Raw genomic sequence first — 26921 nt, 5'->3', positions numbered from 1 at the left:
TTCAGAGTACGCAAGGCTCTATCTCGCGAACCTGCGGAACACCTCAATTAAAAGTTACCTCTCCAGGTAACCTGTATTTCCAGCTTCCGCAGGCACACACCCCTTATTCTGTTGTCAAAGAGCTTTTACAACTTTCTTTCCGCGCAAGGTTTAAATTTATGCCGCCAACTAACGGGTGTCAACCCTCTTTCCGGCTTTTTCTATCGATTTCATCTTGCGCGGGTGGTAAATATAGGCTGTAAAATTCTTGTGTCAACTTTTTTGAAGCTTTTTTGGGAACTTTATTCGAAAAATACCTATTATGGAGCGGGCGACGGGACTTGAACCCGCGACCCCAACCTTGGCAAGGTTGTGCTCTACCAACTGAGCTACGCCCGCTTATTCAACTGTATCTTGTATCAAAGAGCGAATAAATAATTTAGGCACCACAGACTCTGTGTCAATAGTTTTAAGGTATAATTGAGCAAAATTTTACAGGAGTCTCGAATGTCACTCAATACAATCATAGAAAAGGTCTATAAAGGTGAAAGGATCACAGAAGACGAAGCTGTACACCTTCTTAAAAGTGAGGATTTGCTTTCCCTCGGATTTTTAGCAAATTTCGTAAGGAACAGAATACATCCAGAGAAGAAAGTCACTTTTGTTATAGACAGAAATATCAACTATACAAACATCTGTATCTGCAAATGCAGGTTTTGTGCCTTCTACAGAAACAAAGAAGATAAAGACGCCTACGTCATTTCAAAGGAAACGCTAAGAGAAAAAATTAGAGAAACCGTAGAACTCGGCGGTACTGCTATTCTACTTCAAGGTGGTCTCCATCCAGATTTAAAAATAGAATTCTACGAAGAGATGTTACGCTTCATTAAAAAAGAGTTTCCGGAAATCCACGTCCACGGCTTCTCAGCACCTGAAATTCTCCACATAGCAAAGGTTTCTAACATTTCCATAGAAGATGTAATAGAAAGGTTAAAGAAGGCCGGCCTTGGTTCTATTCCTGGTGGTGGAGCAGAAATATTGGTTGACAAAGTCAGAAACCGCATCGCTCCCAACAAAGCCAAAACAGATGAGTGGCTTAAAGTTCATGAAACGGCACACAAGAAAGGATTAAGAACAACCGCAACGATGATGTTTGGAAGCGTTGATACTGATGAGGATATAGTAAATCATTTAAAAGTTATCAGAAATTTGCAGGATAAGACCGGCGGATTCACCGCATTTATTCCCTGGAGTTATCAACCAGATCACACCGAACTTGGGCAGGAGGTAAAGGAAAAGGCATCCGGAATAAAATATCTAAAGGTATTAGCCGTATCCCGAATATACTTGGATAACATCAAAAACATACAGGCCTCCTGGGTAACTCAAGGCGGGAAAATGGCTCAGGTAGCCCTCAAATTTGGTGCAAACGACTTTGGTTCCCTTATGATAGAGGAAAACGTTGTTGCAGCAGCAGGTGTAAAGTACAGAATTCCCCTCTCCGAAATCATAAGACTGATAAAAGATGCCGGTTTTACACCCGTTCAGAGAACAACCCTCTACCAACCGATAAAAAGATACTGAGGTGGCGATGAAAGTCTTCCTTTTTGATTACGAACTTCCCGAACATTTGATAGCAAAATTTCCGGTAGAACCGAGGGACAGTGCAAAACTTTTAGTGCTTAATAGGAAAACCGGAGAGATAGAACACAAAATTTTCAGAGATATCGAAAACTATCTAAAACCGGGGGATGTCCTTGTTATCAACAATACAAAAGTCATACCTGCAAGGCTTTTAGGAAAGTTCCCAACCGGCGGAAAAGTTGAAATATTTCTAACAAGACAGATAGAAAAGGATGTCTGGGAAGCAATAGGAAAGCCGGGGAGAAGATTAAAACCGGGGAAAAAAGTGATATTTGACGATGAAATATCCTGTGAAATTCTTAAAATAGAAGACGAAGGGAAAAGGATAATCCGCTTTCACTCAAAAAAACCGACACTTGAAAAAATATACGAAATTGGCCACGTTCCACTTCCCCCTTATATAGAAAGGGAGGACACGGAAAAAGATAGAGAAGAATATCAAACCGTCTTCGCAAAGGAGGAAGGAGCGGTGGCAGCTCCTACAGCAGGACTTCACTTCACCCAGGAACTCCTTAAGAAATTAAAGGATAAAGGCGTCATTATTAAAGAAGTAACGCTCCATGTAGGACTCGGAACGTTCAAGCCTGTTAAGGTCGATGAAGTCGAAAAGCATAAGATGCACTACGAAAGCTTTAAAATACCTGAAGATACGGCAGAAGAAGTAGAAAGGGCAAAAAAAGAAGGGCGAAGAGTAGTAGCGGTAGGCACCACCGTTGTAAGAACACTTGAAAGTGGCTTTGACGAAAAGGGAAAGGCAAAAGTTCTTGAAGGTTCCACAAATCTTTTTATATATCCAGGTTATAATTTTAAAGTTGTAGATGCAATCATTACAAATTTTCACTTACCGAAATCTACACTTTTAATGCTTGTATGTGCATTTGCAGGCAGGGAGAAGGTGCTAAATGCTTATAAAGAGGCTGTTAAACACGGCTATCGCTTTTACAGTTATGGCGATGCCATGTTCATCTATTAGCAAAGAGGCAAAAAAGGAGTTTAAACCGGTGTACAACTACAACGAAAACGGCACATCCTACAACTTTGACGGTGAAAAGTTGGAGTATTCACTCCACTGGCTCTTCTTTCACGTGGCAAACGCTGAAAGTGATGTCGCAAAGGTAACGAAAAACGGAACAGAGTACCTAAGAATCCAGTCAAAGGTAAGAACCGCAGGCATTGTTGGATTCTTTAAAGATATAAGGGACACGGGGTATAGCCTGTGGGATATAAAACTCAAAACACCTGTAAAAACGTTTATGTCCCAGAGGGAAGGAACCTACGTAAAGGATAAACTTTTCAGTTACGATCTCAACAATATGACGGTAACCGTTGTTAAACAGAAACCCGGGCACGACCCAACAACGAAAGAGTATAAAATACCGTCCATACCGTTTGAAGACCTCATGACCGGTATCTATTTCTTCAGAAAACACGGCATATTTGAGGTTGGTGCCCATACTGACTTTCCCGTTTTCACAGGCAAGAAATTTATCATGACTCACGTAAAGGTTCTTGGAAAGGAAAAGGTTGAAGTCCCTGCAGGAACATTTGAAACGTACAAATGTTCACTATCATCAGAAGTAACACCAAAAGGCGTATTTAAAATGAAAGGGGACGTTTACATGTGGCTCACAACAGACGAAAGCCATCTGCCGGTAAAAATCTCCGGCGACATCACGATAGGCTCTGTGAGCGCCGAGCTTGAAAAGTACAGAAAAGGAGGCAGATAGATGGCCGTTGTTAACATAAAGACACCCTACCTTACGGTTGACGGGATTATAAACGTACAGAATGAGAAAGGTAAATTCGAAGGAATTGTTCTGATAGAGAGAAAGTATCCTCCCGTCGGACTTGCACTTCCCGGTGGATTTGTAGATTACGGCGAAACGGTCGAAGAGGCAGTAATAAGAGAGATGAAAGAGGAAACCGGGCTTGACATCGTTATTTTGAGACAGTTTCACGTCTATTCAGATCCAAATAGAGATCCAAGACAACATACGGTATCCGTTGTCTTTGAATGTGTTGCCCGTGGAAAACCCGAAGGTGCGGATGATGCAAAAAGGGCAATTGTGGTTCCTTACGATGAAATATCCTTTGAAAAAATTGTCTTTGACCACGGGAAAATATTGAGAGACTACCTTGAAGGAAAGTATTGAGGGAGAGAGGATGGGCTTTAAAGTCATAATACTGGCAGCGGGAAAGGGAACCCGTTTTAAATCGGAACTTCCGAAAGTACTGCACAAAATACTCGGGAAACCGATGTTATGGTACGTTGTAAAATCGGCAGAAGAAGCCGGCGCAGAAGAAATAATCGTAGTCATAGGGCATAAGAAAGACCTTGTAGAAGAGTTCATAGAAAGGGAAAATCTGAACGTTAAAACCGTTGTCCAGGAAGAGCAGTTAGGCACCGGACACGCAGTCCTCTGTGCGGAAGAACGATTAAAAGACTATAGCGGAAAGGTCGTAATATTAAACGGTGATACACCTTTAGTAAAACCTGAAGACATTAAAAACCTTACTTCAATAGATAGTGACATGGTAGTTCTAACAGGTGAAACAGAGAACCCACACGGATACGGAAGGGTTGTAAGGAAGGGTGGAGAGGTTCTAAAAATCGTTGAAGAAAAAGATGCCACCGATGAAGAAAAAAAGATAAGAGAGATAAACTCAGGTATATACGCTTTTAAAGCAAAACTACTCTTTGAAGCACTCAAAAGTCTTAAAAACGACAATGCCCAGGATGAATACTACCTCACTGACGTCCTGAAAATATTCAAAGAGAAAGATTTAAAAGTAACAGCCATAAAAACGGAAGACTTTAACTCAATAATGGGCGTAAATAACCGATACGAACTTTCCGTAGCAGAAAGAATTTTGAGTGAAAGAATCTTGAAAAATCATCAGCTAAACGGCGTAACAATCCACAATCCCGAATCCTGCTACATCGAACCGGAAGTTAGAATAGGAAAGGACACTGAAATATTCGGTCCCGTCTATATAAAAGGTAAAACATTCATAGGTGAGCGGTGCACGATAGGTGCATTCACGGAAATAGTAGATTCAACAATAGAAGATGATGCAGAAGTGAAAACCCACTGTCACGTTGAAAAGGCTCATCTTAAAAAAGGTGCATCGGCAGGGCCCTTCTCAAGGTTAAGAGAAGGCACTGTGATTGAGACAGGCGCAAAAACAGGCAGCTTCGTAGAAACGAAAAAGGCTCATCTTAAAAAAGGTGCAAAGGCAAACCATTTAACATACTTGGGTGACTGCACCATCGGAGAAAATACAAACATCGGTGCCGGAACAATCACCTGCAATTATGACGGATACAATAAATGGCGAACGGAAATAGGCAAAAACGTTTTTGTCGGAAGCAACACCCTCTTCATAGCACCTGTCAACGTCGGTGACAATGCGATTACGGCGGCAGGCTCCGTCATCACAAAAGATGTACCTGAAAATACACTTGCGATTGCAAGGGCAAAACAGGTTAATCTTGAAGGAAGGGCAGAGAAGATAAGAGAAAGAAACAAGAGGAAGAAAAAGTGAACATCTTAGAAAAAATTGTGGCTTTTAAAATAAAAGAGGTTGAAAGGCGAAAAAACGAAATAGATATTGACGCCGTAAAAAAGATTGCAAAGGAAAAAGAAACACTGTTTGACTTTAAAAAGGCTTTTCCGAAAAACCGCACCAACGTCATCGCAGAAGTCAAAAAAGCATCACCATCAAAGGGAATAATAAAGGAAGACTTTAACCCCGTGGAGATTGCAAAAAGCTACGAAAGAGGCGGCGCCGCAGCTATTTCCGTTCTCACAGACGCAGAGTTTTTCAAAGGTTCACCTCTCTATCTTAAAGAGGTTGCAGAAACGGTAAAGCTACCCGTACTCCGAAAAGACTTTATTATTGATGAATTTCAGATATACGCAGCCAAAGCCCTCGGCGCCTCATCATTCCTCCTTATAGTGGCCATACTTGATGATGAAACACTTAGAAACTTTATATCACTTGGAAGAGACCTTGAAATGGAACCTTTAGTTGAAGCCCATAGCAGGGAAGAGGTGGAAAGGGCTATCAAAGCGGACGCTGAAATTATCGGCATAAACAACAGAAACCTTAAAACTTTCACTGTTTCACTATCAACAACAGAGAGGTTGTTGCCGATAATAAAAGAGGCCGGAAAGGTATGCATTACAGAAAGCGGCATAAAGGAAAAAGATGACATAAAATATCTTAAAGAAAAGGGCGTTGATGGATTCCTAATAGGTGAAACACTTATGAGAAGCGAAAATCCAGAGGAGTTGCTGAAAGAATGGATAGAAGACTGATAGCGGCTACTATTCTCATAGCACAACTGACAACAGCTCCTGCATTTGCAGATTGGTATATTCTCCTACCTAAAGATAGAAGGCCTACCGAAGAGAACATGAAAGAAAAGGTTCTCAACAAGAAACCTTACAAAGCGGAAAAGAGTAAGATTCCAGCACCCGATTTCAAAGCAAGGACACTAAAGGGAACCGTTGAACTTCAAAATGCAAAGGGAAAAGAGATAGTTGTATTTTTCTTTGAAAACCCCTACTCACCGCTATCAGAAGAGTTAATAAAAAAGCTTGACGAGATAGCGGAGAAAAATGACAATGTAATCATTCTCTGCGTTGATGTAAACGATGCTGACTATCCAATTCTTCTAAGATACAAAAAGGACATGAAGCTTAAAAGTGTCCACCTAACAGCAGATTCATACATTTACAAGCAGTTTAAGGATCAACTGAAGATTAAAAAGTTACCCGCATCTATCTTTATAGACAAAGAAGGATTTGTAAGGTTCTACTCAGATAACATAGGAACAACATCTGTTGAAGAATTTGCAAGGAACGTAGAAAAAACTGTTGAAAGGTTAAAGTAAAGCGGCCGAAGCCGCAAATTAACCTGCCTTAACTACTTTTCCAGCCTTGAGGCACTTGGTACAAACCCAGATTCTCTTCTTTTCACCGTTTACAACAGCTCTGATTTTCTGAAGGTTTGGCTTCTGCCTCTTACTTGAAACTCTGTGAGAGTGGCTGACCTTATTGATAAAGATTGTCTCTTTTCCGCAAATTGCACACTTAGCCATAGTATCACCTCCTTACCTGATTGCAAGGTGCAAATTTATCATCAAAATATAAAAAAGTAAAGGGCAGACCTAACGAATGGTGTATAATCTTTTCACTTTTTCAACTATCAGCACAAGGAGGCTCCCGATGGAAAAAACTTACAATCCAGCACTGTTTGAGGATAAATGGTACCAGGAATGGCTTGAAAAAGGTTACTTCCACGCAGACGAAAAGAAAGTATTAAGCGGCGAGAAGCCAAAATTCAGCGTTGTTCTTCCCCCGCCAAACGTAACAGGTGTCCTCCATATAGGACACGCGCTGAACTCAACACTCCAGGACGTAATCTGCAGATGGAAAAGGATGAAAGGATACGAGGTCTGCTGGATTCCCGGAACTGACCATGCAGGTATCGCAACTCAATGGGTTGTTGAAAAACAACTTGCACAGGAAGGACTAACAAGACACGATGTTGGAAGAGAAAACTTCCTGAAAAGAGTCTGGGAATGGAAAGAATCCTGCGGCGGAAGAATAATCAACCAGCTCAAAAAATTGGGAACCTCCTGCGACTGGGAAAGAGAAAGATTCACAATGGACGAAGGTTTCTCAAGAGCCGTCAGAAAAGCCTTCGTAACGCTCTACAAAGAGGGGTTAATATATAAAGGAAAAAGGCTCATCAACTGGTGTCCAAGGTGCCACACCGCACTTTCCGACCTTGAAGTAGAACACGAGGAGGAGAGAGGAAACCTCTGGTACATCAAATATCCGGTTGTCGGCGAAGAGGGAAGGTACATCGTAGTTGCAACAACAAGACCTGAAACAATGTTGGGTGACGTCGCCGTAGCAGTAAACCCAAATGATGAAAGGTATAAAGACCTGATCGGCAAAAAGGTTCTCCTTCCGATCGTTAACAGAGAGATACCTGTAATAGCCGACGAATACGTTGACATGGAGTTCGGAACGGGCGCCGTAAAAATAACACCCGCTCACGATTTTAACGACTTTGAAATTGGAAACAGACACGGCCTTGAACCTATACAGATAATGGACGACTGGGCAAAGATAACCGTTGAACCATTTAAGGGAATGGACAGGTACGAGGCAAGAGAAGCAATCGTAAAAATGCTAAAAGACGAAGGACTGCTTGAAAAGGTTGAAGAACACGTTCACTCGGTAGGACACTGCTACAGATGTAAAACAGTTGTAGAACCTTACCTTTCAGACCAGTGGTTTGTAAAAACAAAGCCTCTCGCGGAAAAAGCCATTGAAGCGGTTAAAACGGGTGAAATCAAGTTCATACCCAGGCAGTGGGAAAACACGTTCTTTGACTGGATGTACAACATAAGAGACTGGTGTATATCAAGACAGATATGGTGGGGACACAGAATTCCAGTCTGGTACTGTGAAGAGTGCGGTCACCTGACCGTTACAGAGGAGACACCAGACAGGTGTGAAAAGTGCGGAAGCAAAAACATCTATCAGGACGAAGATGTCCTTGACACCTGGTTCAGTTCAGCACTATGGCCCTTCGGAACGTTAGGATGGCCTGAAAATACAGACGACCTAAAAGCCTTCTATCCAACAGATCTGCTTGTTACAGGATTTGACATTATCTTTTTCTGGGTATCCAGAATGATGATGATGGGATACCACTTCACAGGCAAAAAGCCTTTCTCTGATGTTTACGTTCACGCCCTCGTAAGGGACGAACACGGCCAGAAAATGAGCAAAACAAAGGGCAACGTTATTGATCCCCTTGATATGATTCAAAAGTTTGGCGCTGATACGCTAAGGTTCACACTTGCAGCTCTTGCCGCACAGGGAAGAGACATAAGACTTTCTGAAAAAATCATAGAAGGATACCGCCATTTTGCCAACAAGATATGGAACGTTGCAAGATTCATCTTCACGGCAACCGAAAACATAAACACGGAAGGGGAAAAGAAACTTTATCCTGAAGACAAGTGGATCCTTACAAAGCTGTCTGAAACGGCAAAAACTGTTGATAAAGAACTTACAAACTACCGCTTCAACGACGCTGCAAAAGCCATATACCAGTTCATCTGGGGCGAACTTGCAGACTGGTATGTAGAATTTTCAAAGAACAGAATCTACAAAGGCACTGAAACGGAAAAGAGAACCGCAGCATTTGTCCTGTTTAAAGTTTTAAGGGATGCGATGAAACTTCTTCACCCGTTCATGCCTTTCATAACGGAAGAAATATACCAGAAGCTTCCAAACAAGGACGCGGAATCTATCGTCATAGCACCATGGCCGGAAGAAGAACTTTTATATGAAGAGGCAGAAATTGTTGATACTGTGAGAGAAATCATAAGAGGTGTAAGAAACGTAAAAGCAGAGGTTAACATTCCACCTTCAACAGCTGTCCCAATAGAGATAAAAACAGGCGACGAAAAGCTGAAAGAGACTATCAAAATTATGGAACCCGGAATCCAGCAGCTTGCAAGAGTTTCATCAGTTAACTTTACAGACAAAAAACCTGAGAAGGCACTCTCCTTCTTCCTTCCAGGAATAGAGGTCTATGTAAAAGTCGGCGACCTGATAGAGATAGAAAAAGAGATTGACAAGATTGACAAGAAGCTTAAATCCCTTGAAAAAGATATCAAGAAACTTGAGAAGAAACTTTCAAACGAAAACTTCCTGTCAAGGGCACCAAAAGAGGTTATTGAAAAAGACAGGAAAAAACTTGAAGAGATAAAAGAGATCTACAACAAACTCTCCCAAACACTCGATCAGCTTAAAAATCTTTAACAAAGGCCGCCGCAGGGCGGCTTTTACCTTTCCTTGAACTCTATCTAAAAAAGAATAAATTTCACCTGTGAAAATCTTTTAAAGAGGTGCTCTTCAATATGTTTCAACGCCTTGTCGTAGTGTTGTTCGTATCTACTTTTATAATTTCTGGCTGCGGGAAAAAGGCTGAAAGAGAAACTTTCCAGACAGTAAACAAAACAACAAGTGAAAATAAAACCACGGTGAAAATAGAGGAAAAAATATGTGTCCTACCAAAGCAGACTGCTAAAGAACCTTCCAATCTTCTTGATTTAAGCCCTTCAAAAAGGAAAAAGGCCTTTATCGCTATGATTGTTCCTGCAGTCCTCAAGGCAAACTGTATAATCAACAAAGAGCGTAAAATTCTTCTCAGGATAAAAGAGAAAATTAAAAATGGAAAAACTTTATCAGAGAAGGAAAAGAGATTTCTCACCCGCATGGAAAAGAAATACAGAACAAAGGATATAGATGAACTGCTAATTAGAGTCAACACACTACCGCCAAGCCTTATCATAGCTCAGGCGGCGATAGAGAGCGGGTGGGGAACATCCCGATTCTTTGTTGAGGGAAATAATATCTTTGGAATATGGACATTTAAAAAAGAAGCAGAAGCGATAAAAGCAAAGGGAAGCGATGCAAGATTACGGAAGTATCCTTCGCTACTTTTATCAATTGAAGATTACTACTACAATATAAATACCGGCTGGGCGTACAGAGAGTTAAGAAAGGTAAGGTTAAAAGAGAAAAATCCTCTGAAACTTGCGAAATACCTTAGAAACTACTCTATACTGAGAGACGAGTATGTAAGGAGGCTTCAGCATGTCATCAAGAAAAACAATCTTCAGCAGTTTGATAACTGCATTTACGATAACTGCACTGTTAAGTTGTAAGGCGTTTGCCGGGTACGCAACAATTCTTATTTATCACAAGTTCGGTGAAAAGAACAGCCCTTCCACTTCAGTCTCCATAAAAGACTTTAAAAAGCAGATGGCATACCTTAAAAATCACAGATATAAAGTTGTGCCCCTTAAAACAATCGTAGATTACCTCTACAAGAAACAACCCATACCTGACAAAACTGTCGCCATCACGATAGATGACGGCTACCGCTCCACAATGAAGGCGTTTAAAATACTCAAAAAGTACGGCTACCCCTTCACACTCTTCCTCTACGCAGAAGGGATAGCAAGATTTCCAGCCTACCTTACAAAAGAGGAGTTAAAAGAAATTGCAAAGTATCCCAAAGTAACGTTTGGAAATCACTCCTACAAGCACCTCCGATTTGCAAAGATGATAAAAACAATGCCCCTTGATAAATACGTGAAAATGATAGAAGAAGACACTCTTAAAGCTCAAAAGAGAATAGAAAAGCTAACGGGACAAAAACCAGAAATTTACGCATTCCCGTACGGCGAATACAACAGAGTTTACATAAAAACACTAAAAAAGTTAGGATTTAAAGCCCTCTTTTCACAGGACGACGCGGCAGTCTCCTACCTCACATCACCTTTCCTCATACCGAGAAAGCCAGTTGTCGGAAGCTGGAGTAAGATGAAAAGATTTAAAAAAATGCTAAAAAAAGAGCCTCTACCTGTCATAAAGCATACGCCACCGATAGGATACATCAATAACAACACGATAAACATAGAAGCAGTAATAGAAAATCCTGAAGACTATAAAAACTGTCAGATATACATAAGCGAAAAGGGATGGACGAAAGCCGAAAAGTATAAAAACAGAGTGAAGCTAACAAAACCTATAAAAATAAACCGATGGAAAAACCGCATATCTGTTGAATGTTACAACAAAAAGACAAAAAGATTTGCAAATTATATCTGGATGATTATTCATTAATTGAAAATTGAGAGGGCCTTTAAACAGCCCTCTTAAATACCTCTTCCCAGGAAGGACGTTTTCTGTAAGTGGTATGAAGAATATGGTGGGCTTTCTCACCACCAATTGCACCTAAATATTTCTCGTAAACAGCTTTTACGTAAGGGTTCTCGTGAGATTTTCTTAAAACCCTTCTTTCATCATCACTGTAAAGACCTTCCGCCCTCTTTCTAACAACCTCGGCAGTTGAAGGTATAGGCTGACCGCCACCACCGACACACCCACCGGGGCACGCCATAACCTCAAAGAAGTGAACTTCTACCTCACCATTCTTAATCATCTGGAGCAATCTTTCAGCAGCAGAGAGCGTATGTGCAACAGCAACCCTGACAGTTGTTCCGTTTATATCAACTTCTGCAAATTTAAGATCTTCCATACCTCGAACGGCAGTAAATTCAAGCTTTTCAAAAGCATCACCTGAAAGCCAATCAACAGCCGTCCTTAGAGCAGCCTCCATAACACCACCGGTAACACCAAAAATAGTAGCCGCACCTGTGTAATCACCAAAAGGCTTATCCGCTTCATCTTCCGGCAGTTTTGAAAGATCTATATCAAACCGTTTAAGCAGTCTTGCAAGTTCCCTTGTCGTCAGAACATAATCTGTATCGCCGCTGAGTTCAGGCCTTGAAGCTTCATACTTTTTCGCCGTACATGGCATAATGGTAACGTGAACAACATTCTCTTCTGGAATACCCTCAACCTCTTTCATGTAGTTTTTTACAAGTGCACCAAGCATTGCCTGTGGTGACTTACAGGAAGAGAGGTTGGGAATAAACTCCGGATAAAATCTCTCCACGAAACTCACCCATCCGGGACAACAGGAAGTTGCCATCGGCAGAACACCGCCATTTTTCATCCTTTCAATCAGTTCGTTGGCCTCTTCAACAATTGTAAGATCTGCACCAAAGTTTACGTCGTAAACCCTGTCAAATCCGAGCTTTCTCAAAGCAGAAACAAGTTTTCCGACCACAACCTCTCCAGGTTCCATTCCAAAAGGTTCACCTATTGCAACCCTGACAGAAGGAGCAAAAGAGACAAAAACAACTTTATCAGGATCATATATAGCCTCTAAAACCTTTTCGGTATCATCTCTCTCTGTAAGAGCACCTGTCGGACATCTTACGACACACTGGCCGCACACAATACATGGTGTATCCGACATTGATAGAGATTCAGGCGGCTCAACAGTTGCATCGTGCCCCTTTCCGAAATACCCGTAAATACCGATACCAGGAATAAGTTCACAGGTATTAACGCACCTTTGGCACTTAATACACTTTGCCGGTTCCCTTGAAATTATGGAATTGTCAACGCCTTCGTCGCTGTATATCGGTTCCACTTCAAAGTCTGGAAAGCCAAGGTGTTTTGCGACTTTTCTTATCTCACAGGTTTCATCCCTTTTGCAGACCGGACACTCTACTTTGTGGTCAGCCAAAATCATCTCAAAGACAGTCTTCCTCACCTCCCTAACAGCAGGCGTGTTTGTCTCAACTTCCATGCCGTCCCTAACTTCCGTTATGCACGCCCTCTGAAATGTTTTAGCGCCCTTCACATCAACAATACAGAGGCCACAATGTCCGCCTTCGCTTATCTCTCCCATAAAGCAGAGCGTGGGAATGTAAATACCAAGTTTTTTACAAACCTCAAGAATCGTCTGTCCCGATTCCACCGTGTATTTTTTACCGTCTATTTTTATGGTAACCGTCTCAGCCATTCTCACCTCCTCTCACGTGGGCAAGCCATTCATCTCTAAACTTTTGAATGGACTGATATAGAATGTTGGGTGCAGTCTGACCAAGTCCGCAGAATGAAGCCTTTCTCATTCCTATGGATATTTTTTCTATTTTTTTAAGGTCTTCCACCGTTCCGTTACCCTCTTTTATTCTGTGAATAAGATTACAGAGAGAAACTGTTCCAAGACTGCACGGACGGCACTTACCGCAGGATTCCGTCCTGAAAAACTCCATAATATTCTCAGCTACATCTACTATATCTCTCGTCTCATCAAGGACAATAATCGTTCCACATCCGGGACCTGCTTCAATAACACCGAGTGAATGGTAATCGACCGAGATATCAACCTCATCGTACCTGACAAGCGTTCCGGATACTCCTCCTAAAATAACCGCTTTAAGTTTTTTACCACCTTTTACCCCACCTGCAAGTTCTATAATCTTTCTTATTGTCGCACCGAAAGGAATCTCTATAAGTCCTTTCCACTCAATATCTCCTGATAGGCTGAAAAGCTTCGTTCCGTGAGAACCTTCTATACCAAATTCAAGAAACCTATCTGCACCTTCACTTATAATAAAGGGAAGATTTGCAAGCGTTTCGACATTGTTAACAACAGTGGGTTTTCCATAAAGCCCTTTCTGCGGTGGGAAAGGTGGTTTTTTTCTCGGTTCTCCACGCTTTCCTTCTATCATCTCAAGAAGCGCTGTCTCTTCGCCGCAGACATAGGCACCGGCACCTCTTTCAATGGTTATATCAAAGGAAAAGTCCGTTCCAAAAATATTTTTACCTAAAAGGCCTCTATCGTAAGCATCAGCTATTGCTTTTTCAAGTCTTTCAATCGCTTTTATGTAGTCACACCTTACACATATTATTCCCTCATCAGCACCTATCGCGTAACCGGCAAGGATCGTCCCCTCTATGAGAAGGTGTGGCGAATCCTCCATTATTATTCTATCCTTAAATGTCCCCGGTTCTCCCTCTTCACCATTAACAACCACGTACTTTTTATCCGACTTTTCTTTCGCTGCAAGTTCAAACTTCAACCCCGTGGGGAAGCCAGCACCACCTCTACCACGAAGCTGAGATCTTTTTATCTCCTCTATTACTTCTTCCGGTTTCATTTCAGTAAGGGCTTTCCTTAAAGCTCCGTACCTACCTGCCTCCATACACTTTTCTATGTCATTGGGACATATCTTACGGGCATTTTTAAGAATGATAGGTTCCCCAATAACCTTAAAATCAATCATTGTCGCCCTCCATATATTCCTTCAAAACCTCAACGACCTTTTCAGGCGTTAAATTTCCGTAAGGCACGTTGTTTATAAGAATCACCGGAGCAGCAGCACACAATCCAAGGCAGGAAGTACGTTCAAGATAGAACTTCCCATCCGGCGTTGACTGACCAAAGTCTATATCTAAAAAATTTTTAATTGCATCTATAACTTCCTGAGCACCTTCTATGTGACAGGGAAGGTTCTCACAAACCCTTATTAAATACTTTCCTCTTGGTTTATCAGAAAGCCTGGGATAGAAAGAAATCACAGAGTGGATATCGGCGGGACTTCTACCGGTCTTTTTGGCAAGCTCAAGGATCTTTTCTTCAGGAATATAATGAAGTTCATTCTCTTCTTGAATTTTTAGAAGCTCCTCTATCAGAAAGAACTTTTCCTCTTTCATAACACCCTCACGAGAAGTTTTCTCCCATTTTTACAAAATTTTTACATATTAGTCAAATTTAACAGATTAAGAATAAACAAAAAATGAAACGCATTTTCACACACCAGCTCTACTCTTAATACTCAAAGCGAAGTTAACGGCAGATAGAAAACTTCTGTTATCAGCTATACCCTTACCGGCAATATCATAGGCGGTACCATGACCTACCGATGTTCTGACAAAGGGAAGACCAAGAGTTATATTAACAGCTTCAGAAAAACCTGTAAGCTTAACAGGAATCAATCCCTGATCGTGATACATACATACCACCGTTCCAAACTCACCGGAAATCGCCCTGTTAAACACAGTATCTGAAGGAAAAGGACCTTCAACAGGGATACCGGCTTCTTTTGCCTTTTCTATAGCAGGAACAATTATCTTTTCCTCCTCGTCACCAAAAAGTCCATTCTCACCGGCATGGGGATTAAGTCCTGCAACAGCTATTCTTTCATTCGGAAAGTATCTGTGAACGAGGAAAATTTTTTTTAAAATGGATTCTGTAGAGATAAGAATCGGAACTTTACTTAAAGGAACGTGAATGGTCTCAAGGACAACCTTAAGCTTTGAGTTTGCAAGCATCATGGCAAAATCGGAAATACCAAACTCAGACGCAAAGTACTCCGTATGACCGGGAAATTTAAAACCGGCAAGTTTGATTGCTTTCTTATTTATAGGTAAAGTTACAACCCCCCAGAGCAAACCCTTCTTTAAATCCTCTACAACCGCCTGAAGATATGCAAACTGTGCCCTGCCAGATTCAAGGGAAACAACGCCCGGGACAATATTACAGTTTGGAAAAACATCTACAAAAATAAGATTTTTAAAAGAGCGAAATTTGTCAAAACCAAGAGTTTCTAAAACGGAAAATGAACAATAAATTCTCAAAGGAAAGCCAAGCGCATTAAGACTTTCAATGCTTTTTATAACTATCTCCGGCCCTACACCGGCCGGATCACCCATAGTTATGGCTAAAGCTTTTATAAATCGCCTCCGTTCGTATCATTTCCAAAGTTTTCAGGCGGAAGAGACGTTCTTTTAATAACCTCTGCAACAATTTTTTCACCTAAAGTCTTCAATTCTTCTGAAAGCTGGCGAAGTTTATACTTCAACTCCACATTTTCCTGCTCAAGAGCTTCACATCTTTCAGATAATTCCTGAACTTTATCCTCATACTCCTTCTCCAATTTTTCAAACAGCGCGAAAAGTGAAACAGAAATATTTTCGAGCTCCGCCTTATACTTACTGTTTTTATCAAAATTCTCTTCCATTATCTCCTTTCTATCTTCCATAATAATTCCTCCTCTCTAAAATAGATTTATTTTTCTCAGATTTTCCACCCTTAATATTCTATCAATATTTTTCACTTTAATATAATACCTTTTAAAGAACTTGTGGAGGAAAAGATGTTAGGAACACCACTACTTAAAAATGCAGACAAGATAATGCTCCTTGGTTCAGGAGAGCTTGGAAAGGAAGTAACCATTGAAGCACAAAGACTTGGGATAGAAGTTATAGCGGTTGATAGGTATCAAAATGCTCCTGCTATGCAGGTAGCCCACAGAAGCTATGTTATCGATATGTTAGACGGAAACGCTATCAGGGCAATCGTCGAAAGGGAAAAACCGGAACTGATAGTTCCAGAGATTGAAGCAATCCATACACCTACACTACTTGAACTTGAGAAAGAGGGATATACGGTAATACCAACTGCAACGGCAACAAGACTCACAATGGATAGAGAGGGAATAAGAAGAGTAGCCGCTGAAAAGTTGGGCCTTAAAACTGCAAAGTATGCTTTTGCAGATACGATGGAAGAACTTGCAGAAGCTGTTAAATACGTGGGACTTCCCGCCGTCATAAAACCGATAATGTCATCTTCTGGAAAAGGACAGAGCATCATAAAAACATTGGCAGAAATAGAAGAGGCATGGAAATATGCTCAAAGTACGAAGAGGGGAATGGGAACAAGGGTAATCGTTGAAGAATTTATTGAATTTGATACAGAAATAACACTACTAACAATAAGAGCAGTAAATGGAACATTCTTCTGTGAGCCGATAGGACATCTCCAGATAAAGGGCGACTACAACGAAAGCTGGCAGCCGGCAGGTATCAGTGAAAGAGCCAGGAAACGGGCACAGGAAATTGCCAAAAAAATAACCGATGAGCTTGGAGGACTTGGAATCTTTGGCGTCGAACTATTTATAAAAGGTGATGATGTGATTTTCAGCGAGGTCTCACCAAGACCGCACGACACAGGGATGGTAACAATGATAACTCAGGACATGAGTGAATTTGAACTTCACGTAAGAGCAATACTTGGCTTTAACATAAATCCTCCTAAATTACTCTATCCTGCAGGGGCATCAAAAGTGATACTCTCTGATGTTAAAGGATGGAACCCTGGATACACAGGTATTGAAGAGGCAATGGCTATGAAAAATGTAAAAGTAAGACTCTTCGGAAAGCCTAACACAAAGCCTGGAAGAAGGATGGGCGTTGTCTTAGCAGCAGGTAGTAGTGTTGAAGAGGCAAGAAAACTTGCCAATGAAGCTGCCGCAAAAATAAAGGTTGTGGTGTAGATGAAAATCGACATTATTTCTGACCTACATTTAACAAAAGCTTACAGCATCAACATAGAACCGGAAAGTGACTTGATAATCATCGCCGGTGATGTCAGCTCTGACGCTGACATCACTATCGAATTTTTAAATAGCCTTTCAAAAAAATACAAATCGGTAATTTATACATTTGGAAATATTGAACTATGGTACAGCAATAATCCTTATAACAAATTAAATTACATAAAAAATAGGACAAATGATAATGTTTTCATTCTTGATTTTTCCAGATGTGTTAAGGTAAACAACATAGTAATCACTGGAGGAATATACATATCACCCGAAAACCTCACGAATCAGGATAAAAAGAATATTACGGACTACAGTAAATTCGTAGAAAAGCTATCTTTACTGTCTAAAAGTTCAATTTACAAACATATAAAGGAATTAAATCCACGGATAATAGTCACCCACTATCCACCAATTTCCGTATCGCAATTAAAAAGAATCTATGACATAAAAGAAATAAAATTTAAAAAACTGTGGATATTTGGGCATTACCATCAGTTTAAATCATTCGCAGGAATCCATCCTGTCGCAAAAAATATTTTATACGTAAGTAACGCATCCGACACAATAATGACACTGGAAATATAAGCAGACCCTTTCTTGACATTTCAATAATTTAAGTGTAAAATTAGCTACGGAATTTAAAATATGGTGAAAATTATGGAGTTTAAAGAACTTCTTAAAGTATACAACATCACAAATGAAGACCTAAAAGAAATAAAAAGTTTAAAAAAATTTTTTTCTCATGAAACCAAAAAAACAATAAGCAAACAAACACTTGATTTCATAAAAAGAAACCTGCCAGATTCATCTCAGATAATAGCAGACCTAAAATTTCAGGAAAGTTTTATAGAAATAATAATAGAGTTTTTCGACAAAATATTCAAAGCTGAAAAAATCGATGTGCACATAGACGTAATAGCAAGAACTCACTTAAAATATATACCCACAGAAGACTTCATTAAAGATTATGCCAAATTCCTTCAGAACATAATAAACTCAATAGACATTCCTCAGGAAAAACTTCCAACGTTTAAGAAATTTATATTCATCTTAATTCTTATATCTTATTGTATTTTATTTAAACAAATATCAAGTGAACTGCAAAATCAGGATGCTGATTCTGTAACAAAGCTTCCATCAAAAACGTATCTTATAAGAAACTTTTCTAAAATATTAACTAAATCCAGAACTGTAACAGTAGTAGATATAAATGATTTTAAAAACATAAACATTTATTACGGATTTCAGGCAGGAAACAGCATCTTGACTTATATGGCATCCTTCTTAAAATCAATATTTAAAAAAGCAACTATCGTAAGGATACAAAACGATGAATTTTTTATTTTGTCTGAAGAAAAGCCAGAAGTTGTATTTCAAAAACTGAGAAATCTGCAAAACGAACTACAAAACACATCCATTGAAGTTCCCGTAAAATCAGGCATTGAAAAATTATCTTTATTTTTCACCGGAGTCATATTAGAAACATCTAGATGTAAAACTATGGATTACAACACATTATTCTGGATATTATATAGAGGAATCAAAACAGCAAAGAAAAAAGAAAATAACATAAAAATTATATATCCCGAAGAAATTTCATATTTTCTTTTACAAAGAAAATTAACTCTTGACGTAATAGAAGCTATAAGAAGAAAAAAAATCAAAATAGGACTTCAAAAAATAGAAAGCCTAATAACCGAAAAGCTGCTGTTCAAAGAATCTCTTGCAAGAATTCCAGCAACCGATACCGTTATAGAAGCAGAAAAATTCATCAAACTTGTATGTCAAACTAACATAGAAGAAAAGCTTGATACTTTAATGGTGGAAAAATTGCTGGATTTCCTCAAAGAAGAAAAACCGGATTTTTCAATTTCAATCAACCTTTCTTCTCTATTTATGCAGAATAAATTCAACTGGTTCCTTGATAAAATCTCAAACGCAAACATAAATCCAGAAAAGATTATCGTAGAACTAACAGAAAGAGAGGATATTCTTGCTATTCCCAATATTGTAAAAAAAGTTACTATTCTTAAGAAAAAAGGAATAAAAGTTTTCATAGACGATTTTGGCGTTAAGTATGCTAATTATGAACTCTTAAGAATACTCCCCGTTGACGGAATAAAAATACACGGAAGCATAATACAGAATATAACAAACAATAAACTTGACCAATTATTTGTATCTTATGTTTTAGAATTAGCAAAACTTAAAAATCTAAAGATTGTTGCAGAGCATATAGAAAATGAAGACATTAAAGAAAAATTAATAGACCTTTCAGAAAAAGTCAACTTTACTGAAATTTACGGTCAAGGATTTCTCATGGGCAAACCGGTAATTGTCAACATCTGATTTGAAAAATTCATCCATTTATCTTAATTTTTAAAGACACACTACATCAGGAGGTCTCAATGGACAAGACTATTAGTCAACTTATTCCAATGGTAATAGAGCAGACTGGAAGAGGAGAAAGAGCTTACGACATCTACTCAAGACTTTTAAAGGACAGAATTATTTTTCTCGGCACGCCGATAGATGACAACATAGCAAATCTGATAATTGCACAGCTCCTATTCCTCGAAGCAGAGGATCCTGAAAAAGATATCTACCTTTACATCAACAGTCCCGGTGGCGTAGTAACAGCAGGACTTGCAATATACGACACAATGCAATATATAAAACCTGATGTCTGCACGATTTGTCTCGGCCAGGCAGCAAGTATGGGTGCTGTACTTTTAGCAGCCGGTGCAGCCGGTAAAAGATTTGCTCTACCACATTCAAGGATAATGATTCATCAGCCACTTGGTGGATTTCAGGGACAGGCAAAAGACATCGAAATTCACGCAAAAGAAATACTGAAACTCAAAAAGATGCTAAATGAAATTCTTTCTCACCACACCGGCCAGTCTGTTAGAAAGATTGAAAAAGATACAGACAGAGACTTCTTCATGAGTGCCGAAGAGGCAAAAGAGTACGGAATTGTTGACAAAGTTCTCTACAAAAGAGGAGAGTAAAAGTGGTAAAGGGCAGATTCAACCTCAACACCGTAGAAGAAGCCATTAAAGATTTAAAAAACGGAAAAATGATAATTGTCGTTGACGACCCAAATAGAGAGAACGAAGGTGACCTTGTGATGGCTGCCGAAAAGGTCACGCCGGAAGCCATAAACTTCATGGCAAAGTATGGTAGAGGATTAATCTGCCTTGCACTCCCGGAAGAACGCTTTGACGAATTAGGCATAGAGATGATGACGCCAAGGCCAACAGACCCTAAAGGAACGGCCTTCGGTGTTTCCATAGATGCACACCCCAAGTTTGGAACAACAACGGGAATATCTGCCTACGACAGAGCAATAACGATAAAAAGAGCCATAGCAAAAGATGCCAGACCAGAAGATTTTGTAAGGCCGGGACACATATTTCCTCTAAGAGCAAGGAAGGGTGGCGTTCTTAAACGTTCAGGACACACGGAAGCCGCCGTTGACCTTGCAAAGCTTGCCGGTCTTTATCCTGCCGGTGTGATATGTGAAATTATGGATGAAGATGGAACAATGATGAGGCTTCCCGCCCTCATAGAATACGCAAAGAGACACAACCTTAAAATAATAAGTATTGCTGACCTTATTGAATATAGAATGAGAACAGACACACTTATAAAGAGAGAAGCCGTTGCAAATCTACCAACAAAGTACGGCAACTGGAAGATATACGCCTACACAAGCACAGTGGACAATAAAGAGCATGTAGCCCTTGTAATGGGAGAAATCAAAGAAGATGAACCGGTACTTGTCAGAGTCCACTCTGAATGTTTAACAGGAGATGTTTTTGGTTCTCTAAAGTGTGACTGCCAGTCGCAACTTCACAAAGCAATGGAAATGATAGCTGAAGAAGGAAAAGGTGTAATAGTCTATTTAAGGCAGGAAGGCAGAGGGATAGGTCTTGTAAACAAGATAAAGGCTTATCACCTTCAGGACCACGGATTCGATACGGTTGAAGCAAACCTAAAGTTAGGATTTCCGGCAGACATGAGAAATTTTGGAATTGGTGCACAGATTTTAAGAGACTTAGGTGTAAGAAAAATGAGGTTGATGACAAACAATCCTAAAAAGCTAATAGGACTTGAAGGATATGGTCTTGAAATCGTTGAAAGAGTTCCTATAGAAACGGGAATATGTGAACACAACATAGAATATCTTAAAACAAAAAAGGAAAAGCTTGGACACATTTTAAAGAGCATAGACATAGACAATGGTGAAAGTTAACTATCTTCCACCTGCACCACCGCCACCAAAACCGCCGCCTGCTCCGAAACCGCCACCAGCACTACCAGAACCGCTTGATAGAGAAGCAACTCCTTTTCCTATACTTACATAAACAGCACCCAAATGGGTCCTCACCCCTCTCTCTATATCAACTTCAGGGATATGCACATTCAGCTCTTCCATCGCCTTTTCCACCTTGTCAGCAACACCAAGAGCCGTACCATATACAAGCCACTCTTTCCACATCAAAAGATCTTCTGGAGCGTACTTTTTAATCATGGCCATATTTGAAAGAAAGTTTTTAAAACTCTGCCAGAGAAGCCTATCCTTATAACGTCTCTCCTTCCATCTACCAAGAACCTGAGGTGGCAGGATAAAGAAAACAAAAAGCTGAGCAATTAAAACAGCACAGTGAATAACAACCTTCTGAGTATCTATAAGAACGTTATCTATAACAAGAACTGAAGCAGCAAAAAAGACCAAAATCACAGCAGTAATGATTGCACCTGCTCTGAACAGATTATAACCTTTAAGGTCAAGATAATCATAAACTATAGAATTATCTTTCCAGTGTAAAACCGCGTCAAAACTCTTCTTCATAGATTCAAGTGCTGTCAAATCTTTCTGATTCACAAGATTTTTAACCTTTAATTCAACCCTTTCCGGAATAAAAAGTTTTTTTCCACCTACATCTTCGGAATAGTGTTTCAAAAATGAAAGAACTTTAACCTCGTAAGGATCATCAGCCTGCATAGAAAGAACCTCTATAATGACACCGCTTCCATCACTCTTAATATCTATCAATCCACGCCTTTTTAGATCCAAAAGTGTCGCATAAAAACCGTTCTCATCACAGGAAGTAGCATTTCCAGAGAACAGCAGATTAACTAGGCTTTTTCTTTTTATCTGGAACAAAACTTATATATTCGGGAACCGTAGCAGAAATCTCACTGCCGAACCTGTTGTAGTAATAGACCATAAAGAATGGAAAAACAACAATTGCAACAATAACAAGTTTATCTGCAATCTTAACAATAAACGCATATAAGTCCCTGTTCATCTTCTCGGTTAAAACTGTGACATCAGAAACACGCCTGTAAAATCCCTTGAAAGGTGAAGGATTCTTTAAAACCATTTCAAGCTCAACGAGAGAATCGTCAGGTGCTTTCCCGGTTATAACATACCCGGAATGCACTACCTTTACAGAATAATCTACCATGTGAACGTACAACTTTTTAATCAAAGATTTCGGATCCTTTAAAATAATTTTCACCTCAGGATAGAAAACGTGAGAATCGGCAAGTTTTATATTCAGATGCGACAAATTACCATCTGTTTCAATTGGTGGATACAGAGAATAAAAAGCTGAAAGAGTATAGATTCCTCTGTTAAATCTTTTAAGAAATCCACCATTCACACCTCTAACTATACCAATCTCATTATTAAAAGCCTTTGATTTACAAATAGCAGCAAGAGCTCTATCGGGCGTTTGAAGGTAAACCCTATGGGCATAATCAACAACGTACCATGGATAAGATGCGTTTAAAGATTCCACAGTAATATGAGGATTGTTAAAATTTTCATTTTTAAACGTAAGAGGAACTTTCCAGTTTCTAAAAAGCATGGAGTACTTATTATCTTTTTTTACCCTGAAATCAAAATTTTCCTGTAAAGAAACAGTATCATTAAGCGTAATAACAGCCGTATAGTCAGCAAGGAGCGAAGAAAACAAGAGCCTGAAGTCGTAAAAAGCCACGAAAACAAGGATGAGAGAAACTATTACGGCAGCAGTAAAAATCCTCTTTTCAGTCATCACATTACCACGTAGTGTCAGGTGTCTTATTTATCTCTTTACCAAATTCCAGATAAGAGAGCTTTCTAAATCCAAACATAGAGGCAACAAGATTGGAAGGAAACATATCAATTTTTGTATTCATCTCCTGAGCTATATTGTTGTAAGTGTACCTGTGGCGGGCAATTTCATTCTCTATGTCCTGAATGGCCTGCGTAAGCTCGAGAACAATCGTTGATGTTTTAAGTTCTGGGTAACTTTCAACAGCAACGTTTATTGCTCCCATTATTCTCCTTGTCTCTCTTTCTATCTCCGAAAGTTCTTCAGGCGTCTCAGCCCTGGTTACTCCACTCCTCAAAGCTGCAACCTTTTCAAACGTTTCTTTTTCAAATTTAGCATGGCTTTTAACAGTATTAACAAGTTGAGAAATCATATCTAATCTCTTTTTAAGGGCAACCTTAATCTGCCCTAACGTTGCTTCTGCACCGTTCTTAAGTGACTGAAAGCGGTTGTAAGTAGAAATGGTGTAAAGAATGATAACGACTAAAAGTAATATAATTACGACTCTTATCATAACGACACCCCAGAGAGATATTATATTGATAGTATATCATTAATTTTATTTTCGGGAGGGAGAATGAGCGTAGAGTTTAGATTAAAAGAGATACTTACTGAGAAAAAACTTAAACTATCAACTGCAGAAAGCTGTACTGGAGGACTGATTGCAGCAAGAATCGTAAATGTTCCTGGAAGTTCTGAATACTTTATGGGTGGCGTCGTATCCTACGATAACAGTATAAAAATGAAAGTTTTAAATGTATCTGCCGAAACACTTTTAAAGTACGGTGCAGTAAGTGAAGAAACGGCAAGGGAAATGGTTGAAGGTGTAAAAAAACTAATGGGAACGGAATGTGCCGTGTCAACCACAGGAATAGCGGGACCTACTGGCGGAACACCTGAAAAACCTGTTGGATTAGTCTACATAGGCGTATCGGTAAAAAACAGAACTGAAGTTTACCGCTTTATATTTAAAGATAGCCATCCGGATCCCGTGAAGAGGCGAAATAAGATAAGGAAAAAAGCAGCGAAAAAAGCTCTCAAGCTTCTACTATCAATATTAAAAGAGGAAGCAGATGGCTAAAGTAGTCCTCTGCATAGGAACAAACCTTGGAAATAGAAGAGAGAACATAGAAAGAGCTATCTCAGGTATAGAAAAGTACGCCGGTAAAATAGTCAAAACAACAGAGATTACAGAAACGGCACCTTTTGGCGTAACAAGACAACCTTACTTTCTTAACGTTGGTGTCCTGATAGAAACAGAACATCCACCATTTCTACTCTTAAATATTCTTAAGAAGCTCGAGAAAAAAGTTGGAAGATATCCCACCTACCGTTGGGGACCAAGGGTGATAGACATAGATATTTTACTTTATGAAATGGTGAAAATTAATACAACAAAACTAACGATTCCTCACCCTGGCCTAAAAGACAGAGACTTCTTCCAAGAAGCAGCATCACTGATAGAGAAAGGGGGCTAAAGCCCCCTTAAAATTACTTTTTCTTAAGAATTTTTTCTGTAGCTTCCTTGAGGTCTTTTCCAGGTTTGAAGTCAGGAACAACTTTTGGAGGAACTTTAACCTCTTTTCCTGTTTTAGGATTCCTTGCAACCCTTGCAGCCCTTTCCTTCATAAGGAAAGTACCAAAACCTCTAATCTCCACCTTGTCCCCTTTCTTGAGGGTTTCTGTTACCACCTCAAGAAACGCGTTGAGAGCTGCTTCAGCATCTTTTTTTCTGAGACCTGCCTTCTCGGCAATTGCACTTACAAGCTCGCTTTTTGTCATACCGCTCCCTCCATTAAGGATTAATAGTTAAAAACTATCTTTAAAATGAAAATACTATTTCTTTTTTTTCCTGTCAAGAGTTTACAACTAACTTTTCAAATCTGATACCAATTGGAGCAGTTTTTTCTCAACTTTATCAGGATTTTCGGTAAAAATTGCCACAATTTTATCCCTTGAGGTCTGTCCTTTTACTATTTCAACAGATGAAACTGAAACTTTTAAATTTTTTGAGAAAAGCCTTCTAACAGCGTCGTTTGCCTTACCGCCTTCAGGCGGTGCCGTCACCTTTATCTTCAACTTCCCGTTTTCCACTTTTACTATTGCGTTCTGTCTCCCTTTGGGTTGAACTTTCACCTCCACCTGAATGAAATTCTTTCCCTTTTTTAGGTTTATCATCAGGTTTAATCTCCTCTAAAATTCTTGTCATCTCTATTATTGTTAATTTCAATTTATTAGCCATTTTCCTCTGAACAATTCTTAACTGCTCTATTTCATTCTCAATCCGACGTTTTTCCTCTTCAAGTTGCCTTTTTTCTTTTTTACTCTCTTCCACTATCTTTTCTATCTTCTTTTTAGTTTTTCTAACAAGTTCTTTCATTTTGCTTTCAGGTGTTTGACTCCTAATCTGTTCAATTTTATTAAGCAAATTTTGAAATTCGTTAGATAATTCTATTAGAAAAGCATCAACCTCATCAGGATTATAACCAAAAACTTTTTTAGAAAACTGCTTGGTTCTTATGTCTTTTGGATTAAATTTCAATTTAATGTCCATGTCAAAAACCCCTTATTATGAAATTGTCTATCATCTGCAAAATCATTATAGCAATTAGCGGCGTAATGTCTATTCCACCAAGGGGAGGAATAATCTTTCTAAGAGGTTCCAGCAAATCGTCGGTAACAGCAATTATCCAGTCTGCAAAACGGGGCCTGTTGGCCGGAGGTATCCAGGTAAAAACTGCACCTATTACAATGAACCATGTGAGAAACTGTATGAGAAAGTGAATTAAATCCTTAAACATCATCATTTTAATTTCTCCTTCAAAAGGTTAACTATCTTCTCAAGAGCCTTTCCTCTATGGCTTATTCTGTTTTTTTCTATCATAGAATACTCAGCAAGCGTTCTGTTATCACCTTCAGGTATAAAGATAGGGTCATATCCAAAGCCTTCATTACCTTTTGGCTCTGTTACGACTTTTCCCTTAAGAACGCCCTCACTCCAGAATCCTTTACCGTCAGGAAACGTAACCATCATAAAACAGACAAAAGAAGCCGGAGATTCAAAAAGCCCCTTGTGCTTTAAAAGTTCAACAAGCTTTTTCAAATTCTCTTCATCAGTGGCACCTTCACCTGCAAAGCGGGACGAGTGAACGCCTGGAAGTCCCCCCAGAGCATCAACAACAAGGCCGGAATCATCGGACAACACGGGCATATTTAACCTCTCAGCGTAGAAAGAGGATTTTTGATAGACATTTTCAAGAAAGGTACTACCCGTTTCAGGTGCTTCAGTAACTTCAAAATCAAGAAGTGACAACGACTCTATTCCAAGAGTTTTTAGC

The 26921-nt window shown here is 39.5% G+C and carries 31 protein-coding genes and 1 tRNA gene; 17 read left to right on the top strand and 15 right to left on the bottom strand.

From position 1 onward, the window contains the following. Positions 1-302: 302 nt before the first annotated feature. Positions 303-378: transfer RNA gene (locus tag MV676_RS06650), tRNA-Gly, on the bottom strand. A gap of 108 nt (positions 379-486) precedes the next feature. Between MV676_RS06650 and mqnC the strand changes: the two genes are divergently transcribed. The 7 genes from mqnC to MV676_RS06615 are packed head-to-tail and all read left to right on the top strand — an operon-like array spanning position 487 to position 6523. After that, positions 487-1563, top strand: coding sequence for a cyclic dehypoxanthinyl futalosine synthase (gene mqnC / locus MV676_RS06645; RefSeq protein WP_022847528.1), 1077 nt, complete (start codon positions 487-489; stop codon positions 1561-1563). 7 nt (positions 1564-1570) lie between these two features. After that, on the top strand, positions 1571-2596 hold the full coding sequence (gene queA / locus MV676_RS06640) for a tRNA preQ1(34) S-adenosylmethionine ribosyltransferase-isomerase QueA (RefSeq protein ID WP_297446015.1): 1026 nt from the start codon (positions 1571-1573) through the stop codon (positions 2594-2596). Continuing rightward, a complete protein-coding gene (locus tag MV676_RS06635; protein WP_297446012.1) occupies positions 2526-3350 on the top strand; it encodes a DUF3108 domain-containing protein in 825 nt (274 codons plus the stop codon). Before queA ends, MV676_RS06635 begins: the two co-directional genes overlap by 71 nt. Further along, positions 3351-3776, top strand: coding sequence for an NUDIX hydrolase (locus tag MV676_RS06630; protein ID WP_297446009.1), 426 nt, complete (start codon positions 3351-3353; stop codon positions 3774-3776). It abuts the gene before it with no gap. Between the two features lie 10 nt (positions 3777-3786). Beyond that, positions 3787-5169: a bifunctional UDP-N-acetylglucosamine diphosphorylase/glucosamine-1-phosphate N-acetyltransferase GlmU gene (gene glmU / locus MV676_RS06625; protein WP_297446006.1), complete on the top strand. Its 1383-nt coding sequence runs from the start codon at positions 3787-3789 to the stop codon at positions 5167-5169. After that, positions 5166-5945: an indole-3-glycerol phosphate synthase TrpC gene (trpC, locus tag MV676_RS06620; RefSeq protein WP_297446004.1), complete on the top strand. Its 780-nt coding sequence runs from the start codon at positions 5166-5168 to the stop codon at positions 5943-5945. Before glmU ends, trpC begins: the two co-directional genes overlap by 4 nt. Further along, complete coding sequence (locus MV676_RS06615) at positions 5930-6523, top strand: redoxin domain-containing protein (RefSeq protein ID WP_022847522.1); 594 nt, start codon at positions 5930-5932, stop codon at positions 6521-6523. The genes trpC and MV676_RS06615 overlap by 16 nt, the downstream gene beginning before the upstream one ends. A gap of 18 nt (positions 6524-6541) precedes the next feature. Here the strand turns inward: MV676_RS06615 and rpmB are convergent, their stop codons facing one another. Next, on the bottom strand, positions 6542-6730 hold the full coding sequence (rpmB, locus tag MV676_RS06610) for a 50S ribosomal protein L28 (protein WP_022847521.1): 189 nt from the start codon (positions 6728-6730) through the stop codon (positions 6542-6544). A 127-nt stretch (positions 6731-6857) separates the two neighbouring features. On the opposite strand from rpmB, the gene MV676_RS06605 reads away from it, so the two are divergent. The 3 genes from MV676_RS06605 (at position 6858) to MV676_RS06595 (ending at position 11351) form a co-directional block, all read left to right on the top strand. Beyond that, entirely contained in the window at positions 6858-9479 is a 2622-nt protein-coding gene (locus MV676_RS06605; RefSeq protein ID WP_022847520.1) for a valine--tRNA ligase, read from the top strand. Between the two features lie 98 nt (positions 9480-9577). After that, positions 9578-10387, top strand: a complete 810-nt coding sequence (locus MV676_RS06600; RefSeq protein WP_297446001.1) for a glucosaminidase domain-containing protein — start codon at positions 9578-9580, stop codon at positions 10385-10387. Then, complete coding sequence (locus MV676_RS06595) at positions 10317-11351, top strand: polysaccharide deacetylase family protein (RefSeq protein ID WP_297445999.1); 1035 nt, start codon at positions 10317-10319, stop codon at positions 11349-11351. The genes MV676_RS06600 and MV676_RS06595 overlap by 71 nt, the downstream gene beginning before the upstream one ends. Positions 11352-11370: 19 nt before the next feature. Here MV676_RS06595 and MV676_RS06590 read toward each other — a convergent pair whose 3' ends face one another. From MV676_RS06590 to MV676_RS06570, 5 genes are all read right to left on the bottom strand, one after another. Further along, on the bottom strand, positions 11371-13104 hold the full coding sequence (locus tag MV676_RS06590; protein WP_297445997.1) for an NADH-dependent [FeFe] hydrogenase, group A6: 1734 nt from the start codon (positions 13102-13104) through the stop codon (positions 11371-11373). After that, on the bottom strand, positions 13097-14371 hold the full coding sequence (gene nuoF / locus MV676_RS06585) for an NADH-quinone oxidoreductase subunit NuoF (RefSeq protein WP_297445995.1): 1275 nt from the start codon (positions 14369-14371) through the stop codon (positions 13097-13099). The genes MV676_RS06590 and nuoF overlap by 8 nt, the downstream gene beginning before the upstream one ends. Beyond that, a complete protein-coding gene (locus MV676_RS06580) occupies positions 14364-14801 on the bottom strand; it encodes an NAD(P)H-dependent oxidoreductase subunit E (RefSeq protein WP_022847515.1) in 438 nt (145 codons plus the stop codon). Before MV676_RS06580 ends, nuoF begins: the two co-directional genes overlap by 8 nt. A gap of 96 nt (positions 14802-14897) precedes the next feature. Beyond that, positions 14898-15800 carry a 4-hydroxythreonine-4-phosphate dehydrogenase PdxA gene (pdxA, locus tag MV676_RS06575; RefSeq protein ID WP_297445994.1) on the bottom strand — a complete coding sequence of 301 codons (903 nt, stop codon included), beginning with the start codon at positions 15798-15800 and terminating at the stop codon, positions 14898-14900. 17 nt (positions 15801-15817) lie between these two features. Continuing rightward, on the bottom strand, positions 15818-16129 hold the full coding sequence (locus tag MV676_RS06570) for a hypothetical protein (RefSeq protein WP_022847513.1): 312 nt from the start codon (positions 16127-16129) through the stop codon (positions 15818-15820). Between the two features lie 114 nt (positions 16130-16243). On the opposite strand from MV676_RS06570, the gene purT reads away from it, so the two are divergent. From purT to MV676_RS06545, 5 genes are all read left to right on the top strand, one after another. Beyond that, positions 16244-17422 carry a formate-dependent phosphoribosylglycinamide formyltransferase gene (purT, locus tag MV676_RS06565; protein ID WP_297445992.1) on the top strand — a complete coding sequence of 393 codons (1179 nt, stop codon included), beginning with the start codon at positions 16244-16246 and terminating at the stop codon, positions 17420-17422. Further along, complete coding sequence (locus MV676_RS06560; protein WP_297445990.1) at positions 17423-18058, top strand: metallophosphoesterase; 636 nt, start codon at positions 17423-17425, stop codon at positions 18056-18058. A gap of 72 nt (positions 18059-18130) precedes the next feature. Further along, on the top strand, positions 18131-19822 hold the full coding sequence (locus tag MV676_RS06555; RefSeq protein WP_297445988.1) for a GGDEF domain-containing protein: 1692 nt from the start codon (positions 18131-18133) through the stop codon (positions 19820-19822). 59 nt (positions 19823-19881) lie between these two features. Next, positions 19882-20484 (top strand): ATP-dependent Clp endopeptidase proteolytic subunit ClpP, encoded by a 603-nt coding sequence (gene clpP, locus MV676_RS06550; protein WP_022847509.1) that lies wholly within the window; start codon positions 19882-19884, stop codon positions 20482-20484. A gap of 2 nt (positions 20485-20486) precedes the next feature. Next, a complete protein-coding gene (locus MV676_RS06545; RefSeq protein ID WP_297445986.1) occupies positions 20487-21731 on the top strand; it encodes a bifunctional 3,4-dihydroxy-2-butanone-4-phosphate synthase/GTP cyclohydrolase II in 1245 nt (414 codons plus the stop codon). Here the strand turns inward: MV676_RS06545 and MV676_RS06540 are convergent, their stop codons facing one another. Genes MV676_RS06540 through MV676_RS06530 form a run of 3 tightly spaced genes read right to left on the bottom strand, consistent with a single transcriptional unit; the run spans position 21732 to position 24097 of the window. Then, positions 21732-22646, bottom strand: a complete 915-nt coding sequence (locus MV676_RS06540; RefSeq protein ID WP_297445984.1) for a DUF2207 domain-containing protein — start codon at positions 22644-22646, stop codon at positions 21732-21734. Then, positions 22615-23544, bottom strand: a complete 930-nt coding sequence (locus MV676_RS06535) for a DUF2207 domain-containing protein (protein WP_297445982.1) — start codon at positions 23542-23544, stop codon at positions 22615-22617. Before MV676_RS06535 ends, MV676_RS06540 begins: the two co-directional genes overlap by 32 nt. 4 nt (positions 23545-23548) lie before the next feature. Next, positions 23549-24097 (bottom strand): LemA family protein, encoded by a 549-nt coding sequence (locus MV676_RS06530; protein ID WP_297445980.1) that lies wholly within the window; start codon positions 24095-24097, stop codon positions 23549-23551. Between the two features lie 63 nt (positions 24098-24160). On the opposite strand from MV676_RS06530, the gene MV676_RS06525 reads away from it, so the two are divergent. Further along, positions 24161-24664, top strand: coding sequence for a CinA family protein (locus tag MV676_RS06525; protein ID WP_297445978.1), 504 nt, complete (start codon positions 24161-24163; stop codon positions 24662-24664). Then, a complete protein-coding gene (gene folK, locus MV676_RS06520; protein WP_022847504.1) occupies positions 24657-25061 on the top strand; it encodes a 2-amino-4-hydroxy-6-hydroxymethyldihydropteridine diphosphokinase in 405 nt (134 codons plus the stop codon). Before MV676_RS06525 ends, folK begins: the two co-directional genes overlap by 8 nt. Before the next feature lie 13 nt (positions 25062-25074). Here folK and MV676_RS06515 read toward each other — a convergent pair whose 3' ends face one another. From MV676_RS06515 to rdgB, 5 genes are all read right to left on the bottom strand, one after another. Beyond that, positions 25075-25365, bottom strand: coding sequence for an HU family DNA-binding protein (locus MV676_RS06515; protein ID WP_022847503.1), 291 nt, complete (start codon positions 25363-25365; stop codon positions 25075-25077). An 87-nt stretch (positions 25366-25452) separates the two neighbouring features. Beyond that, entirely contained in the window at positions 25453-25677 is a 225-nt protein-coding gene (locus tag MV676_RS06510; protein WP_231378257.1) for a DUF167 domain-containing protein, read from the bottom strand. Beyond that, entirely contained in the window at positions 25634-26137 is a 504-nt protein-coding gene (locus MV676_RS06505; RefSeq protein ID WP_022847501.1) for a DivIVA domain-containing protein, read from the bottom strand. Before MV676_RS06505 ends, MV676_RS06510 begins: the two co-directional genes overlap by 44 nt. A 1-nt stretch (position 26138) precedes the next feature. Beyond that, positions 26139-26390 carry a YggT family protein gene (locus MV676_RS06500; protein ID WP_022847500.1) on the bottom strand — a complete coding sequence of 84 codons (252 nt, stop codon included), beginning with the start codon at positions 26388-26390 and terminating at the stop codon, positions 26139-26141. Then, positions 26387-26921: RdgB/HAM1 family non-canonical purine NTP pyrophosphatase (gene rdgB / locus MV676_RS06495; protein WP_297445971.1), on the bottom strand; the 535-nt coding region annotated here is incomplete at its 5' end. The genes MV676_RS06500 and rdgB, both read right to left, overlap by 4 nt.

It is taken from the genome of Desulfurobacterium sp. (genome assembly GCF_027028515.1).
GTDB lineage: Bacteria > Aquificota > Aquificia > Desulfurobacteriales > Desulfurobacteriaceae > Desulfurobacterium_A.
The sequence above is the reverse complement of the archived record's forward strand: the minus strand, read 5'-3'. Positions and strand labels throughout refer to the sequence as shown.